13 protein-coding genes are annotated in these 15,898 nt (G+C 54.4%); 7 read left to right on the top strand and 6 right to left on the bottom strand.

What is annotated here, in order from left to right; all coding sequences use genetic code 11:
- Window positions 1–39 precede the first annotated feature (39 nt).
- The gene (gene fsa / locus V9K95_RS06175; protein ID WP_115054346.1) at window positions 40–693 is read left to right on the top strand and encodes a fructose-6-phosphate aldolase; all 654 of its coding nucleotides are present in this window, start codon (window positions 40–42) and stop codon (window positions 691–693) included.
- An 80-nt stretch (window positions 694–773) separates the two neighbouring features.
- On the opposite strand, the gene V9K95_RS06180 is transcribed toward fsa, so the two are convergent.
- Window positions 774–1,355: an LPS assembly lipoprotein LptE gene (locus V9K95_RS06180; RefSeq protein ID WP_336440409.1), complete on the bottom strand. Its 582-nt coding sequence runs from the start codon at window positions 1,353–1,355 to the stop codon at window positions 774–776.
- Window positions 1,342–3,960 (bottom strand): leucine--tRNA ligase, encoded by a 2,619-nt coding sequence (gene leuS / locus V9K95_RS06185; RefSeq protein ID WP_336440408.1) that lies wholly within the window; start codon window positions 3,958–3,960, stop codon window positions 1,342–1,344. The genes V9K95_RS06180 and leuS overlap by 14 nt, the downstream gene beginning before the upstream one ends.
- A 279-nt stretch (window positions 3,961–4,239) precedes the next feature.
- On the opposite strand from leuS, the gene V9K95_RS06190 reads away from it, so the two are divergent.
- Window positions 4,240–4,917, top strand: coding sequence for a YggS family pyridoxal phosphate-dependent enzyme (locus V9K95_RS06190; protein WP_115054349.1), 678 nt, complete (start codon window positions 4,240–4,242; stop codon window positions 4,915–4,917).
- 170 nt (window positions 4,918–5,087) lie between these two features.
- The gene (gene acs, locus V9K95_RS06195; protein ID WP_115054350.1) at window positions 5,088–7,040 is read left to right on the top strand and encodes an acetate--CoA ligase; all 1,953 of its coding nucleotides are present in this window, start codon (window positions 5,088–5,090) and stop codon (window positions 7,038–7,040) included.
- Between the two features lie 350 nt (window positions 7,041–7,390).
- Here the strand turns inward: acs and V9K95_RS06200 are convergent, their stop codons facing one another.
- The 3 genes from V9K95_RS06200 to V9K95_RS06210 form a co-directional block, all read right to left on the bottom strand.
- Entirely contained in the window at window positions 7,391–8,671 is a 1,281-nt protein-coding gene (locus V9K95_RS06200; RefSeq protein ID WP_336440407.1) for a cyclopropane-fatty-acyl-phospholipid synthase family protein, read from the bottom strand.
- 405 nt (window positions 8,672–9,076) lie between these two features.
- Window positions 9,077–9,373, bottom strand: a complete 297-nt coding sequence (locus tag V9K95_RS06205) for an addiction module antidote protein (protein WP_336440406.1) — start codon at window positions 9,371–9,373, stop codon at window positions 9,077–9,079.
- Window positions 9,374–9,667, bottom strand: coding sequence for a type II toxin-antitoxin system RelE/ParE family toxin (locus V9K95_RS06210; RefSeq protein ID WP_336440405.1), 294 nt, complete (start codon window positions 9,665–9,667; stop codon window positions 9,374–9,376).
- A 190-nt stretch (window positions 9,668–9,857) separates the two neighbouring features.
- On the opposite strand from V9K95_RS06210, the gene V9K95_RS06215 reads away from it, so the two are divergent.
- Window positions 9,858–11,255, top strand: a complete 1,398-nt coding sequence (locus V9K95_RS06215; protein WP_336440404.1) for an MATE family efflux transporter — start codon at window positions 9,858–9,860, stop codon at window positions 11,253–11,255.
- Window positions 11,256–11,350: 95 nt separating this feature from the next.
- Here the strand turns inward: V9K95_RS06215 and V9K95_RS06220 are convergent, their stop codons facing one another.
- On the bottom strand, window positions 11,351–11,596 hold the full coding sequence (locus V9K95_RS06220; protein ID WP_115054356.1) for a DUF1674 domain-containing protein: 246 nt from the start codon (window positions 11,594–11,596) through the stop codon (window positions 11,351–11,353).
- 128 nt (window positions 11,597–11,724) lie between these two features.
- Here V9K95_RS06220 and htpX point away from each other — a divergent pair, with 128 nt between their 5' ends.
- Genes htpX through V9K95_RS06235 form a run of 3 tightly spaced genes read left to right on the top strand, consistent with a single transcriptional unit; the run spans window position 11,725 to window position 15,833 of the window.
- Window positions 11,725–12,693: a zinc metalloprotease HtpX gene (htpX, locus tag V9K95_RS06225; RefSeq protein ID WP_336440403.1), complete on the top strand. Its 969-nt coding sequence runs from the start codon at window positions 11,725–11,727 to the stop codon at window positions 12,691–12,693.
- Entirely contained in the window at window positions 12,690–14,063 is a 1,374-nt protein-coding gene (locus V9K95_RS06230) for an RsmB/NOP family class I SAM-dependent RNA methyltransferase (protein ID WP_336440402.1), read from the top strand. Before htpX ends, V9K95_RS06230 begins: the two co-directional genes overlap by 4 nt.
- 60 nt (window positions 14,064–14,123) lie before the next feature.
- Complete coding sequence (locus tag V9K95_RS06235; RefSeq protein WP_115054358.1) at window positions 14,124–15,833, top strand: heparinase II/III family protein; 1,710 nt, start codon at window positions 14,124–14,126, stop codon at window positions 15,831–15,833.
- Window positions 15,834–15,898: the final 65 nt, after the last annotated feature.

The raw sequence follows: 15,898 nt of genomic DNA on the forward strand, positions 1-15,898 counted from the left end.
CTCTCCAGACCAGCTGTCATATTAGGAAGGAATGCCCCAATGAAGTTTTTTGTCGATACTGCCGATGTTAAGGATATCCGCGAGCTTAACGACCTAGGACTGGTCGATGGCGTTACGACGAACCCTTCGCTCATTCTCAAATCCGGCCGCAGCATTCTCGAAGTCACCAAGGAAATCTGCAGCATCGTCAAGGGACCTGTCTCTGCAGAAGTTGCTGCCGTGGAATATGAGCAGATGATGAAGGAAGCTGCTGTTCTCGCCAAGATCGCTGACAATATCTGCATCAAGGTTCCGCTGACGCTTGACGGCCTTCGCGCTTGCAAGGCGCTTCGCTCCGACGGTCATCTCGTCAACGTCACCCTATGCTTCTCCGCCAATCAGGCGCTTCTTGCTGCCAAGGCCGGTGCAAGCTTCATCTCCCCCTTCATTGGTCGTATTGACGATATTGGCATTGACGGCATGGAGCTGATCTCCGAAATCCGCACCATCTATGACAATTACGACTATCCGACTGAAATTCTTGCTGCGTCTGTGCGCACCGTCAACCACGTCAAGAGCGCGGCATTGATCGGCGCTGATGTCGTCACAGCACCGCCTGCCACTTTGAAGGCGTTGGTCAAGCACCCGCTGACAGATAAGGGTCTCGAAACATTCCTGGCCGATTGGGCAAAGACAGGCCAATCCATCGCTTAGTTTGATCTGATCTATAAATACAAAAACGCCCGCCTTGTTCAATCAAGGCGGGCGTTTTTGTTAGGCAAGAGATTTTCAAATCAAAATTTGGAAAGGTCCTGTGCGACACTCAGGTTCAGTGCCTCGGCCAGTTCACGTGCGGCACGATTATTTGCGTCGCGCGCTGCACGGGTGGCCGCAAAACGCTGCCGTGGCGAATCATAATTCGACGTCACAATTCTCGTTCCCTGACCAACAACCTGCCCGTCTGACGTCCGCTTCAAAACATAAGTGCCGGTCATGCGGATCAAGCCCGCTGTCGGCTGACCTGATTTATCATTGGTCGCGTTCTGGATAAGGGCCAGAGATAGATTCTTTGAACTCACACCGAGCTGCAGCGAATATGCGGGACTTGCTGGCTGACCAGCACCACCTGCAAACAGGAAGATCAAATGGTTCCGCACCTCCTGCGTAACGCGGTCGCCAGGCTGGTTGATGGAAACACTCGCAAGTTTGGAGCGCATGCTGCCATCGACACCGACGCTGCTGCCAACAGCAGGACCGGCATCAGAATAAAGCGGGCGCACCTGACAGCCACTGGCAACCAGCGCCAATCCTACAACGCATAGGGACAACAAACGCTTGGAGCTAAAGCCCTGCATCCAACGATCAGACAACGACATTGATGATCCTCTGCGGTACAATAATGACTTTCTTCGGCGAATTGCCATTCAACGCTGTCTGCACGAAATCAAGTGCAAGCACGGCCTTTTCGACCGTCAATTGATCCGCATCGCGGGCAATTGTCAAATCCCCGCGCTTCTTTCCGTTGATCTGCACGGGCATGGTGACATCGTTCTCGACAATCAATGCCGGATCGAACTGAGGCCACGGACGGTGCGCAATCAAATCCTGCCCGTCCAACGCTTTCCAGCATTCTTCGGCCAAATGCGGCATCATCGGCGCAATCATCGAAAGCAGCATTTCCGTGGCCTGACGGCAAGCGCCGGTCAACGCAGCATCTGCTTCGCCTGCGGCAATTTTTTGCAAGGGACCAGCCAAAAGATTCACCAGCTCATAGAGACGGGCCACGGCTTTGTTGAAGCCCAGTTTCTCCAGGTCTTCGCCAACCAGCTTGACTGTCCGGTGGGCCACCTTGGAAATCTGCAAGGCGTCACTGTCAGTCGCTGCCACTGGCGCCACACCGTTCAGGCTCTCTGCTGCCTCCGATACCAGCCGCCAAACGCGCTGCACAAAACGGTGCGCGCCTTCTGCTCCCGCTTCTGTCCAGATGACATCGCGTTCGGGCGGTGAATCGGACAGCATGAACCATCGGGCTGTATCAGCACCGTAGGAAGCAATAATATCATCTGGATCGACAACGTTTTTCTTCGACTTCGACATTTTCTCGATCGAGCCGATTTCGACTTCCTCGCCCGTGGCAAGCAAGACCGCGCGGCGCTTGCCATCGATTTCTTCCAGTCTGATTTCAGCCGGAGTAACCCAGCCTTCCTTGCCCTTATAAGTTTCGTGCACGACCATGCCTTGGGTGAACAGACCCTTGAAAGGCTCGCTAATGTCCAGATGACCGGCAACTTTCATCGCCCGCGTAAAGAAGCGCGAATAAAGCAAGTGCAAAATGGCGTGCTCGATGCCGCCAATATATTGATCGACCGGCAGCCAATGATTGGCAATTTTCGGATTGGTCGGTTCATTTTCCCATGGCGCCGTAAAGCGTGCGAAATACCACGATGAGTCGACGAATGTATCCATCGTGTCGGTTTCGCGGCGCGCAGCCTTGCCGCATTTCGGGCAGTTGACATGACGCCATGTTGGATGACGATCCAGCGGATTGCCGGGACGGTCAAATTCCACATCGTCGGGGAGCTTCACCGGCAAGTCAGCTTTTGGCACAGGCACCACACCGCAATCATCGCAATGGATCATGGGGATCGGGCATCCCCAGTAACGCTGGCGGGAAATACCCCAGTCGCGCAGACGGAAATTGACCTTGCGTTCGCCTTGCGGGCGATTGCCGATTGTCTGGTTCTCCAGCTTTTTTGCAACCTCGTCAAAGGCCTCAGCAGGGGTCAACCCATCCAGAAAACGTGAATTGATCATCACGCCATCATCCACATAGGCCGTCTCTGTTACCTGGAAGGTCGCAGCATCCGCATCCTTCGGCATGACAACCGGCACCACCGGCAAACCATATTTATTGGCAAAATCCAGATCGCGCTGATCGCCGGAAGGACAGCCGAAAATCGCGCCCGTGCCATAGTCCATCAGGACGAAATTGGCGACGTAGACCGGCAATGTCCAGCTCGCATCCAGCGGATGGACAACGCGCAGGCCCGTATCGAAGCCCTTCTTCTCAGCCGTTTCCAAGGCAGCAACGGAGGTTCCCGCACGGCGGCATTCCTCGTTGAATTCCGCCAGCGCAGCATTGTGCTCAGCCGCCTTTTTTGCCAGCGGATGATCGGCAGCAATCGCAATGAATGACGCACCGAAGAGCGTATCGGGGCGGGTTGTATAGACTTCGATCTCGCTTGCTTCGGACGTGGCTGACGTCTCATCCAGCGCCCAGCGGATCAGCATGCCTTCGGATTTGCCGATCCAGTTGCGCTGCATCAGGCGCACCTTGTCCGGCCATTGGTCCAGCCCGTCCAGCGCGCTCAGCAATTCTTCGTTGAAGTCGGTGATCTTGAAAAACCACTGCGTCAGCTCACGTTGCTCAACCAGAGCGCCGGAACGCCAGCCGCGTCCGTCAATGACCTGCTCATTGGCAAGCACCGTCATATCCTCCGGATCCCAGTTGACCTTGGAGGATTTGCGCGTCACGAGCCCCTTCTCAACGAAATCGAGGAAAAGCATCTGCTGGCGGTGATAATATTCAACATCACATGTTGCGAATTCACGCGACCAGTCGAGTGACAGGCCCATGGACTTCAACTGTTTGCGCATCGAATCAATGTTCTGATAGGTCCAGGTTTTCGGGTGAACCTTGTTCTGCATCGCTGCATTTTCGGCAGGCATGCCAAAAGCATCCCAGCCCATCGGGTGCAGGACATTGAAGCCTTTGGCACGTTTGTAGCGCGCTACAACATCGCCCATGGCATAATTGCGCACGTGACCCATGTGGATACGGCCCGATGGATAGGGAAACATTTCCAGCACGTAATAAGGATCACGCGGATCATCATTGCTGGTTTCAAAGAGCTTGGCGTCGTCCCAAACTTTCTGCCAGTGCTTTTCTGCCACACGCGGGTTGTAACGTTCGGTTGCCATGAACGGGATTCTCTTGCAAAGGATACTGGATTAGGGTGCGTCGAAGTTCAGGTCAGGGTGAGCCGAAAATGGTAGTTTTCGAGAACCGGAACGGAGTGAACTTTTGGTTCATGAGTACCGGAAGCACAGAAAAGTGCCATTTGCAGGCCACCATGGCGTGAATCTCGCACACCCTAGTTGGGCGGACCTTCACCACGTATTAAGTGAACCGTCAACCACTTGAGACTTTCGGGCGGGCGAAAACCGCCTCGAACCATATAAATAGGAACAGAACCTGCCATGTCGACTGCTGTTGATCAACTTTTTGCCGTTCGTGCCGCAATAGGAAAAGCTTCCATTGAAGCCGGGCGCAAGATGGATTCGGTACAGCTGGTAGCGGTATCCAAGACTTTCGGTGCGGACGAAATACGTCCCGTGCTTGATGCAGGTCAGCGCGTCTTCGGAGAAAACCGCGTTCAGGAAGCACAAGGCAAATGGCCAGCCGTTCGCTCTGAGTTTTCTGGTCTTGAACTCCATCTCATTGGGCCGCTGCAATCCAACAAGTGCGAGGATGCTGTCGCGCTGTTCGATGTCATCGAGACTGTCGACCGTGAGAAGATCGCAGCAGCACTGGCGACTGAAATGAAGAAACAAAACCGCTTTCCCAAACTATATGTTCAGGTCAATACCGGCTCTGAGCCGCAAAAGGCTGGTATCGAGCCCAAGGAAGCGGTGGCTTTTGTGCAGCGGTGCCGCGACGTGCATGGCCTCGCGATTGAGGGACTGATGTGCATCCCTCCCGCCGAAGAAAATCCCGGACCTCATTTTGCCCTGCTGCGTAAAATCGCAGGAGAGGCAAAGGTGGAAAAACTATCCATGGGAATGTCGGGAGATTATGAGGTTGCCATTGGTTTCGGCGCGACTTCCGTGCGTGTTGGCTCGGCAATCTTTGGGGGCCGTCCTTTGCCCGCAAAATAACTGTGCCCACACAAATAATGGCCCGTTGTCGCACATCTGCGACGGAACGCCTTCGTTAGATATCATTTGCTGTATTTACGCAGCAATTTGCATGGTGATAATGAAATCAAATGCCTTCCCCCGGGAAGGATTCCGGGTGGAGGCCCGTCAGATCAGTTTGGAGGAAATGAATGTCCGAGAAGGTATATCCCGTGCTGGCCAGCGCGAAGAAGAACGCGCTTATCGACAATGATACCTATCTCAGCTGGTACAAGCAGAGCATCAAGGATCCGGAGAAATTCTGGGGCAAGCATGGCAAGCGTATCGACTGGTTCAAGCCTTACACGAAAGTCAAGAATACTTCATTTTCCGGAAAAGTCTCGATCAAATGGTTTGAGGATGGCGTCACCAACGTTGCCTATAATTGTATTGACCGGCACCTGAAAAAGCGCGGCGATCAGGTCGCGATCATCTGGGAAGGCGATAATCCCTATCTCGACAAGAAAATCACATATAACGAACTTTACGATCAGGTTTGCCGGCTCGCCAATGTGATGAAAAAGCACGGCGTCAAGAAGGGCGACCGGGTTACCATCTACATGCCGATGATCCCCGAGGCCTCCTATGCAATGCTGGCCTGCGCGCGTATCGGCGCTGTTCATTCCGTGGTCTTTGGCGGCTTCTCACCTGACGCTCTGGCCGGGCGTATCATCGACTGCGAGTCGACATTTGTCATCACCGCCGATGAGGGTATGCGCGGCGGCAAGCCAATCCCGCTCAAAGACAATACGGATAAGGCGATCGACATTGCTGCCAAGCATCACGTCATGGTCAAGAACGTATTGGTGGTCCGCCGCACCGGCGGCAAGACGACTTGGGCGACCAGCCGCGACCTTTGGTATCATGAGGAAATCGCCTCGGTGAAAGGCGAGTGCAAACCGGAAAAGATGAAGGCGGAAGATCCACTTTTCATTCTTTATACGTCAGGCTCGACGGGCAAGCCGAAAGGGGTTCTGCATACCACAGGCGGCTATCTCGTCTATGCGTCCATGACGCATGAATATGTCTTCGATTATCATGAGGGCGATATTTACTGGTGCACCGCCGACGTTGGCTGGGTTACGGGCCATTCCTATATCGTCTACGGCCCGCTCGCCAATGGCGCGACCACCCTCATGTTTGAAGGCGTTCCAAACTACCCTTCCGTATCGCGTTTCTGGGAAGTTATCGACAAGCACAAGGTAAATATCTTCTACACAGCCCCAACCGCCTTGCGCGCTTTGATGGGCGCAGGTGATGAACCGGTCAAGAAGACGTCGCGCAAATCCCTGCGCGTTCTGGGTTCCGTCGGCGAGCCGATCAATCCGGAAGCATGGGAATGGTATTATCAGGTAGTGGGCGAGAAGCGTTCGCCTATTGTCGATACATGGTGGCAGACAGAAACCGGCGGTATCCTAATCACGCCGCTTCCCGGTGCAACGGCCCTCAAGCCCGGCTCTGCAACACGTCCGTTCTTCGGCGTGCAACCACAATTGGTCGATAATGAAGGCGATGTTGTTGAGGGCGCAGCCGATGGCAATCTGTGCATTACCGATTCATGGCCGGGTCAAATGCGCACCCTTTATGGAGATCACAAACGTTTCATCGAAGCCTATTTCTCCACCTATAAGGGCAAGTACTTTACCGGAGACGGCTGTCGCCGCGACAAGGATGGTTATTACTGGATCACAGGCCGTGTTGATGATGTTCTCAACGTGTCCGGCCACCGCATGGGTACGGCAGAAGTTGAGTCGGCACTGGTCTCGCATGATACGGTGTCGGAAGCGGCAGTTGTTGGCTATCCGCACGATCTGAAGGGCCAAGGCATCTATTGCTATGTGACCTTGATGGCTGGCCTTGAAGGGTCGGATGAATTGCGCAAGGAACTCGTCACCCATGTGCGCAAGGAAATCGGCCCTATCGCTTCGCCGGACAAAATCCAGTTTGCGCCGGGCCTGCCGAAAACACGTTCCGGCAAGATCATGCGCCGTATTCTGCGCAAGATCGCCGAGGATGATTTCGGCTCACTTGGCGATACGTCGACACTCGCCGATCCGGCAGTTGTCGATGATCTGATTGCCAATCGCCAGAACAAGAAGGGCTAGGCCTGCAGGAATTATCGTGCGTGGTTCGCCCTTCGACAAGCTCAGGAGGGCGAACCACGCATTGTGCGTTTTGCAGCAATTCGCATACAAATTCCGTGAACCAATCAGCAGCCGATCTCGTCAACTTGTTCTTTATTTGCAAGTTGTTCTGGCAGACAGCACCAACCAGGGGGATTGCTGTGGTTTTGCAGTCGTTTGTAAAATCGGGGCTGGGAGCGCGCCGGTCGTAGTTACGACTGAACAAGCGACTCCGATGAACACACAGGCAAAACTCGGCAGGCGCATGAATACCCCAAAAAATGGTTCTCATGCCACGATACAACCAGAAGTAGATTTGTCTATCCTACCTTCTATTTATATAAATCAGCCCGCGTTTGCGGCACGGCTGATATCCCGCGCTTGCGTCTGGATGCCAATGTCTGGTTGATCTGTACGGTCCCGCGTTCGAATGCCAGTGCGCAGCCGGTGAGGTAAAGCAGCCAGAGCCGGGCTTTGGGTGCACCTACTTCGGCAATTGCTTCATCAAAGCGCGCATGCAACCGGTCAGCCCATATGCGACAGGTTTTGCCATAATGTTCGCGCAGATTTTCCGCATCATGCACTTCGAAACCATGACCTTCAAGGTTCTCGACAGTCATGCCAAGATGATCGAGTTCGCCGCCCGGGAAAATATACTTCACCAGCGCCAGATGCTCTGCACTCTTGCGACCGAAGGCTTTTTTATTGCGCTTCATGCGACGGGTGATCGCGTGGTGCAAATAAAGCCCGCCCGGCTTCAAAAGCCTGTGCACGCTCGAATAATAAGTATCGTAATGCGCGATACCAACCGCTTCGAACATGCCGATAGACGAGATTTTGTCAAAGCGCATTTGCGGGTCCTTTGCCAATTCCTCATAGGATTTGACATGGATCGTAATCTTGTCCTCAAGACCTTCCGCCTTGATCCGTTCCCGCGCCAGCGCCGTCTGCGCCTCCGACAGGGAAACACCTGTGCCGGTAATACCATAATGTTTGGCCGCATAGATCAGCATGGCACCCCAGCCGCAACCAATATCCAAAAGCCGCTCTCCGGGCTTCAGGCGCAGCTTGCGGCAGATCAGTTCGAGCTTATCCGCTTGCGCCTGATCGATAGTGTTGTTCCAGTCCGTGAAATAGGCACAGGTATAGACCATGCGATCATCGAGGAAGAGCTGATAGAATGCGTTCGAGACATCATAGTGATGTGTGATCGCCTCTTTATTCGAGCCACTGACATAGGGATTTTTGCCACCGAGGCCGGATGATCCGCTCTTGCCGCCGCTCAAAAGCAGCGCAGGAATGTCCTTTAACAATTGCCATTTCGGCAATGCCTTGATCTTCTCTTTCAGCTTGCCCTTTGGCCCGCGCTCGACAAGATCGAACAATGTGCCATTCTTTACATCGATCTGACCGGAAACCCACAATTCGACAATGGAACCAATGTTCGGCTTGAGTGCCAGCTGGCGCACGGTCATCGGGTCATTGATCACCAGCACAGGCCCGTCAGCACTATCGCCAATACGGGTGCCATCCCACAGTTCGACCGAAAATTGCGGTTCGATCAGATCAATCACGGTGCGGATAATTCGCGCTGCCCGGTGCTCAGCTGCCATTTCTTGCCTCCAGGCACTGAAACAGTGCTTGCATAAATACGAAACCTGATTTGCTCTAAGCAGGTTTCTGAAAACTGTCCAACGGTTTTGCGGTAAAATCCTCGACAAAGAAGCTTGCAGAAAGCCCATTTGCAATCGAACCGGCGCACACGGATGATTTTTCTCTTGAAATCCGCCAAAAGCCACCCCATTCTCTTCGTGTGTTCAACGAACGTAAAGGAGGTGATCCGATGTCTAGTGATTTCGATATGTGCCACAAGGCGTCTGATGCTACTCTGCGGAGATCATCTCTCCGTTGAAAACAGCAGCCCGGTCGCGACCGGGTATAGGCCCTTAGGCCAGACGGAATTACGGGGCCATCCTTCAAGGGTGGCCCTTTCCTTTTGGGGTTGTTGCGGGCGTTCCTTATAGCGCAGATTTGTTGACATGGGCGGTGAGCCCGACATTGAGCGCCTTCAAAACTGCAAGTGTTGTTTCAAGGGTAGGATTGCCATTTTCGCTCAAGGAACGATAAAGCTGCTCGCGCGCAAGTCCCGTCTCCCTGGATATTCCAGTCATCCCTTTTGCTCGCGCGACGACGCCGAGAGCATGCGCGATATAGGCAGCATCATTTGTGTCCAATGCCTCCGTCATAAAAACAGCAACCGCTTGATCGGAAGTAATATCTTCTGCAGGATCATAGTCGTAAAGTTTTTCGGCCATTTATTCGCTCCACGCTTCTGCAAGACGCTTCGCCATTTTGATGTGTCGTGCCTGAGTACTTTTATCGCCACCACACAACAGAATGACAATCACGTCGCCTCTACGCTGGAAATAAATCCGATATCCCGGCACTTCATGGATGCGCAGTTCACTAACACCTTGGCCTACCGGTGCTACATCACCAAAATGGCCAAAAGAAAGACGGTCGAGTCGAGAGGATATCAATGAGCGTACTCTTGGATTTTTAAGACCCAATCGCCATTTTCTGAAGGTATTTGTCTGCTTCAACTTCATGGTATTGAATTTTTTAAATTACATATTGTCAATATAAGATCACTGTAATCGGATACCTGTTTAAACGACACCAACTCGCGATTGCAGAGGAAGTGCTTTGCTTCCGATTTTAATAATGATACCACCTGATTTGCCTGAAAATGGTGCATCTCGCCTTTTAAAAAGGCATTCCCTTTTGAAAGACTGAACAATGTCGGTGGTTACAACTCAAGAAGCCGTGCCGCAGCATGCATGGCGTGATGAAATTGTGGCGATGCTCACCTTGAGTTGGCCCATCATCCTGACCAATGTCGCGCAGGTCGCGATGACCGCCACCGACGTGATGATGCTGGGCTGGCTGGGTCCGCATGCGCTGGCTGCAGGTGCTCTTGGTACAAATCTCTATTACGTCCCGATGATTTTCGGTCTGGGCCTCATGACGGCAACAACGCCAATGATCGCACGCGAGCTTGGGCGTAACCGGTTTACGGTGCGGGAAATCCGTCGCACCGTACGGCAGGGTTTGTGGATCGGCGTCACCATTTCCATACCGATCTGGCTTGTTCTGTGGAACGCAACACCCATTCTTCTGGCAATGGGACAGGATGCCGATTTGGCTCAGGAAGCCGGCACTTATGTTCGGGCGCTGCAATGGGCCGTGCTGCCATTCTATTTCTATATCGTCTTGCGCTCATTCATGGCCGCATTGGAGCGTCCCGGCTGGGCGTTGGTCATCGCCTTCCTGGCCGTTGGTTTTAACGCGCTGGCAAACTATGCCCTAATTTTCGGCCATTTCGGATTTCCCAAGATGGGCATTATCGGTTCAGGAATAGCGACTGCTCTCTCCTCGGTCCTGATGTTTTCCGGCCTTGTGGCCGTTATTTCGCTTGATCGGCGGTTCCGGCGCTATCGGCTTTTTGGTCGCTTTTGGCGCGCCGACTGGCCGCGTTATGCGCAATTGATGCGATTGGGCCTGCCGATTGCTGCGATCCTGAGCTTTGAAGTTACAATCTTCAATGCTGCCGCTTTCCTCATGGGCATTATCGGGCCAAGCTCCCTTGCTGCGCATGCCATCGCCATTCAGATCGCATCCATAAGTTTCATGGTCCCGCTTGGCTTTGGGCAAGCGGCCACCGTGCGGGTCGGTCGTGCCTATGGCGCGCAGGATTCCGACGGAATTAAAAGAGCCGGCTGGGTCGCCTTCACTGCCGGTACAGGTTTCATGGCGCTTACCGCCCTGTTGATGATACTGGCACCTTTACAGCTCATCCGCGCCTTCATCGATATTCATAATCCGGCCAATGCCGAAGTGATTGGTTTGGCCATATCATTTCTGGCTCTGGCCGCCCTGTTCCAGATTTTCGATGGCGCGCAGGCGGTTTCCAGCGGCATGCTGCGCGGTCTGCATGATACAACTATTCCGATGGTCTATGCCGCGATTGCCTATTGGGGGATTGGCCTGCCCCTATCCGTAGCCTTTGCCTTCTGGCTAGGCATGCAGGGCGTTGGAATCTGGCTAGGCCTTTTGAGCGGCTTGGCTGCCGCTTCTGTGCTGCTGCTGGGTCGCTGGCTAAGACGAGAGAAGCTCGGGATCGAGATTATCCGCTAGCATCGGACCGAAAAGTGAATCCCGGTTTTCGGGTAATCCGACGCTAAAACAAAAGGATAGATCGCCATCTTGCGTCCGTGAGGGCGCCCGGCGATCTAAAAATCGATTGTCCGGCCTTTGATCTCCCAATCGCCAAATCGGGCGGGGTCCTTGCCACCTCGTCCGCCGATTTCGCGGGGCTGATCAGATGCAGCTTTTTCCGCCGCATGCCGCGCTTCAGCTTCCTTTAATGCCCGTTGCGCTGCCGGTGGCAATTGGTCAAAACTTGGACGCGGGCGCTGGTCGTCATTATCGGCCTGCGGCGGCGTGGATGACTGTTCACCAAAATTGGACGGGGTCATGTTATACTCATTCCGAATATACTGATCATTGAAGCTTGCGATGCGAAACCCCATCATATAGGCGGAATAAACGCAATAAAAGGAATAACCTTGACTATCCTGCTGTTACTGGAAGAGAGACTTCTATCATGAACGTAATGCGCACAGGCATGCTCCTCGCCTTCATGACAGCGCTCTTCATGGGCGTAGGGTTTCTCATCGGAGGAACCGGCGGCATGATGATCGCCTTTGTTGTAGCTGCGGTCATGAACCTTTTCAGCTATTGGAATTCCGACAAGATGGTGTTGCGGATGCACCATGCTGTCGAGGTCGATGAGGCGAATGCGCCCGAATATTACGGGATCGTGCGCGATCTTGCAGCCAACGCCAATCTGCCCATGCCAAAGGTTTACCTGATCCAGAATGCGCAGCCCAACGCATTCGCGACCGGGCGCAATCCTCAAAATGCCGCTGTTGCCGCCAGTACCGGTCTTCTGCAAGCCCTGTCCCCGCAGGAAGTCGCAGCGGTCATGGCACATGAACTGGCCCATGTGGAACATCGCGACACACTGATAATGACCATCACGGCTACGCTGGCTGGTGCCATTTCCATGCTTGGCAATTTCGCCATGTTCTTTGGCGGCAACCGCCAGAACAATAATCCTGTCGGGTTTATCGGTATTATTATCGCCATGATTGTTGCGCCCTTTGCTGCAATGATTGTTCAGATGGCCATAAGCCGGACCCGCGAATACGCGGCCGACCGGCGCGGAGCGCAGATTTGCGGCAATCCTCTGTGGCTTGCTTCTGCGCTGAACAAGATCGCGCGTGGCGCAAAACAAATCGTCAATGAGGATGCTGAGCGCAATCCTGCCTCCGCCCCATTGTTCATCATCAATCCCTTGAGTGGTCGCGGCGCGGATAGTCTGTTTTCAACCCATCCGGCCACGGAAAATCGTATTGCAGCGCTGGAAGCCATGGTGCAGGAATTTCGCCAGGCTCAACCGGCGCCGCAGCAGGGACGTCCCGTTCAAGCTCCCGCAGAAGACGAAGTGGAGGACGACCGCCCTTCGCCCTGGGGCCGCAATGGCGGTGGGCGTAAAGGCCCATGGGCATGAGTGTGGAGCACGGTACGAAACGGCCATTCGGTAAAAAGCCAAAAGATTATATCGACGCTGAAGACCGTCCGGGTCTTGCTGCCCGGCAATGCGCGACGCGGCTTCTAGGGGCTGTGATTGAAAAACATACGTCGCTCGACGGGCTGACCGATAATCATAATGGCCATCCGCAATATATGGAGCTTGAAGACCGGGACCGTTCGCTTGTGCGGGCGATTCTCGGTGCTGCCTTGCGTAACCGCGGTACGATCGAGACAGCGATCGGTCAGATGATCGACCGGCCATTGCCTGAAAATGCCGTGGCCTTGAAACATCTGCTCCACGTTGCAGCAGCCCAGATTCTTTATCTGGATATTCCCGATCGCGCTGCCGTCGATCTTGCGGTGACCGCTGCGAATAATGATCCGCGCAATCGCCGTTTTGCCTCAATGGTCAATGCCGTTTTGCGCCGCCTGTCCCGTGAGAAAGATACATTCAAAGCGGGCGCCAGCAATGTGCCAGAATGGTTCGAAGAGACACTTATTTCCGCCTATGGCAAGGATAAGGCGAAAGCCATTCTCGACATCCAGGCGAAGGAGCCTCCCATCGATCTGACGGTCAAGGGTGACCCCGCAGAGTGGGCGGAAAAGCTAGGCGGCATTGCTCTGCCCACAGGCTCGGTGCGACTTGGTACCGTTGAGGGCTCGCTGACCGAACTTCCCGGTTTTACGGATGGCGATTGGTGGGTGCAGGACACCGCAGCCAGCCTTCCCGCCAAGCTCTTTGGCGATATTAAAGGCCAACGCGTTGCTGACCTTTGTGCAGCGCCCGGCGGCAAGACAGCACAATTGGCCCATGCAGGCGCTAATGTTACCGCGCTTGATCTTTCCGCCAACCGGCTGAAGCGTCTGCGCGGCAATCTTGAACGTTTGGGCTTGGTAGCTGAAACCGTTGAAGCCAATCTTTCTGCTTATAATCCCGCAGAACCATTCGACGCCATTCTTCTTGATGCCCCGTGCTCTTCGACAGGCACAGTTCGCAGGCATCCGGATGTGCCTTGGACGAAAACGCCGGAGGATGTGCGCAAGCTTGCCAATCTTCAGGCGAGACTGCTTGATCATGCGGTGACCATTGTTCGTCCGGGCGGGATTGTCGTGTTTTCCAATTGCTCGCTCGACCCGCTTGAGGGTGAAACTGTTTCCCGTGATCTTCTTGCAAAGAACCCCGCCATTGAACTCGTGCCCGTAACGAAAGATGAGGTCGGCGGCCTTGCGGAATTGATCACGGCGGAGGGATTTGTTCGCTCGACGCCAGCGGACCTGCCCAATGGAAATCCCGCCCTTTCCGGCATGGACGGCTTCTTTGCAGCACGTTTTCGCCGAAAATACTAAAATTTTAACTCTTCTGGCCGCATAATTACTGACTGTCGGCAAATTCGAAGCAATAACAATATGGTCGCGTTGAGCGAAACACCGCAACTATGGGGACTTGCAACAGCGCAGCTTTGGCGCCGTTTTCGCAGACGTGTGCGTATGGGCCCGCTTTACCGCTGGCGTTTTACCGGCTTTACGCCCGAGCGTGTGCTCATAGCACCGCAAGATTTACGCCCTGCCGATCCGCAGCTCGCCGAAGAGTTTTACCATGGCCGTTTCGCGCTTGCTGGCCGCGTGGTCGAGACCGGCGGACGCTCGCCCTTCCTTGTCGAGCCACCCAATGCCGCCTGGCAAGCTGCGCTGCATAATTTCGGCTGGCTCCGCAATCTGCGTGCAGCAGGTACAGAACTTGCAACCGCAAATGCCCGCGCGCTTCTCAGTGACTGGATCACCACCCATGGCCGCTCGATCAGCGGACCTGCCTGGGCACCCGAGGTCACGGCCCAGCGAATCATAGCCTGGCTGCAGCACTCCAACCTTATTCTGGCCGGTGCAGAACTTCGCACCTATCGCCAATTTATGCGCTCACTTGCCATGCAGGTGCGTTATCTGCGCACCATGGCCGCCGTTATGGATGATGGCGAAGAAAAGCTGCGTGCGCGCATCGCCTTGGCTCTTGCCGCTCTGGCCCTGCCCGTCTCTTCAAGCACCAGCCGCTCGGCTCGCCGCAATCTGGAATTGGAACTTGTTCGGCAGATATTACCCGATGGCGGCCATATCTCGCGCAATCCGCTGGCGATTCTGGAATTGCTGGCCGATCTGCTGCCCCTGCGCCAAACCTATGCCAGCGGGCAGGAAGCGCCGCCTAAAGCGCTCATCGAAGCAATCGAGCGCATGCTGCCTGCATTGCGCTTCTTCCGTCATCATGATGGTAGCCTGGCGCTCTTCAATGGCGTTGGCGCGACCATGCCGGAACGGGTAATCGCCGTGTTACGGCACGACGATATTGGCGGCCTCCCGCTTATACATGCCGCTCATTCCGGTTACGAACGCCTTTCCATGGATTCGACAACCATCATTGCCGATACGGGCCTTGCGCCTCCCGTTACGGCATCACGTGACGCACATGCGGGTTGCCTATCCTTTGAAATGTCTTCCGGGCGCAGTCGCTATATCGTAAATGCCGGTGTAGACCGTTACGGACCGGCGGAGTTCCGGCCCTTGGCACGCTCCACCGCAGCGCATTCGACAGCAACGATCAACGACACATCGTCCTGCCGCTTCAGCAACACATCCGGCCTTTCGACGATGATCGGCACGCCCATCATTGCGGGCCCGAGCAAGGTCAATATTGAGCGGATTGAAAAACCGGGCGTGATTGGCTTTGTTGCAAATCACAATGGCTATGTTCGCCCCTTTGGCATTTACCACGAGCGCCAGATTGTTCTGTCGCACAATGGCAGCGTGATCGAAGGTATCGACAGTTTCTTTGCTGCCGGACGCAATCCCTTGCGCCACACCGGAGCAGAAGAAATCGTCATCCGTTTTCATCTGCATCCATCCGTGAATGTCAGCGTGGATGATCACGGCCTGATTGTGCTGCAAGCCGATAATGACGACATCTGGATGTTCTCATCGACCATTCAGCCCTTCGTCGAAGATTCGCTGTTCTTTGCCGGTTTTCGCGGACCCGTGAAAACCCGGCAGATCACGCTTTCAGTCAACGCTGCCAATCGCCCAGAAGTTGAATGGCAATTTACCCGCACGACCCTCGGTGTTTACGGCTGATCCGAATTCACCGAATCTTGTATGAGCAAGAGGCGACAAATGCCCGCTGATCGGCTATACGGAAC

Origin of the sequence: Phyllobacterium sp. CCNWLW183 (genome assembly GCF_037203775.1) — a bacterium.
Classification (GTDB): Bacteria; Pseudomonadota; Alphaproteobacteria; order Rhizobiales; family Rhizobiaceae; genus Phyllobacterium; species Phyllobacterium ifriqiyense.

Coding starts and splice junctions, on each gene's coding strand:
- V9K95_RS06210 (WP_336440405.1), bottom strand. CDS start 9,667: ATGAAGTTGAAGCAGACAAATACCTTCAGAAAATGGCGATTGGGTCTT.
- V9K95_RS06180 (WP_336440409.1), bottom strand. CDS start 1,355: ATGTCGTTGTCTGATCGTTGGATGCAGGGCTTTAGCTCCAAGCGTTTG.
- leuS (WP_336440408.1), bottom strand. CDS start 3,960: ATGGCAACCGAACGTTACAACCCGCGTGTGGCAGAAAAGCACTGGCAG.
- V9K95_RS06215 (WP_336440404.1), top strand. CDS start 9,858: ATGTCGGTGGTTACAACTCAAGAAGCCGTGCCGCAGCATGCATGGCGT.
- acs (WP_115054350.1), top strand. CDS start 5,088: ATGTCCGAGAAGGTATATCCCGTGCTGGCCAGCGCGAAGAAGAACGCG.
- V9K95_RS06235 (WP_115054358.1), top strand. CDS start 14,124: ATGGTCGCGTTGAGCGAAACACCGCAACTATGGGGACTTGCAACAGCG.
- V9K95_RS06205 (WP_336440406.1), bottom strand. CDS start 9,373: ATGGCCGAAAAACTTTACGACTATGATCCTGCAGAAGATATTACTTCC.
- htpX (WP_336440403.1), top strand. CDS start 11,725: ATGAACGTAATGCGCACAGGCATGCTCCTCGCCTTCATGACAGCGCTC.
- V9K95_RS06190 (WP_115054349.1), top strand. CDS start 4,240: ATGTCGACTGCTGTTGATCAACTTTTTGCCGTTCGTGCCGCAATAGGA.
- fsa (WP_115054346.1), top strand. CDS start 40: ATGAAGTTTTTTGTCGATACTGCCGATGTTAAGGATATCCGCGAGCTT.
- V9K95_RS06230 (WP_336440402.1), top strand. CDS start 12,690: ATGAGTGTGGAGCACGGTACGAAACGGCCATTCGGTAAAAAGCCAAAA.
- V9K95_RS06200 (WP_336440407.1), bottom strand. CDS start 8,671: ATGGCAGCTGAGCACCGGGCAGCGCGAATTATCCGCACCGTGATTGAT.
- V9K95_RS06220 (WP_115054356.1), bottom strand. CDS start 11,596: ATGACCCCGTCCAATTTTGGTGAACAGTCATCCACGCCGCCGCAGGCC.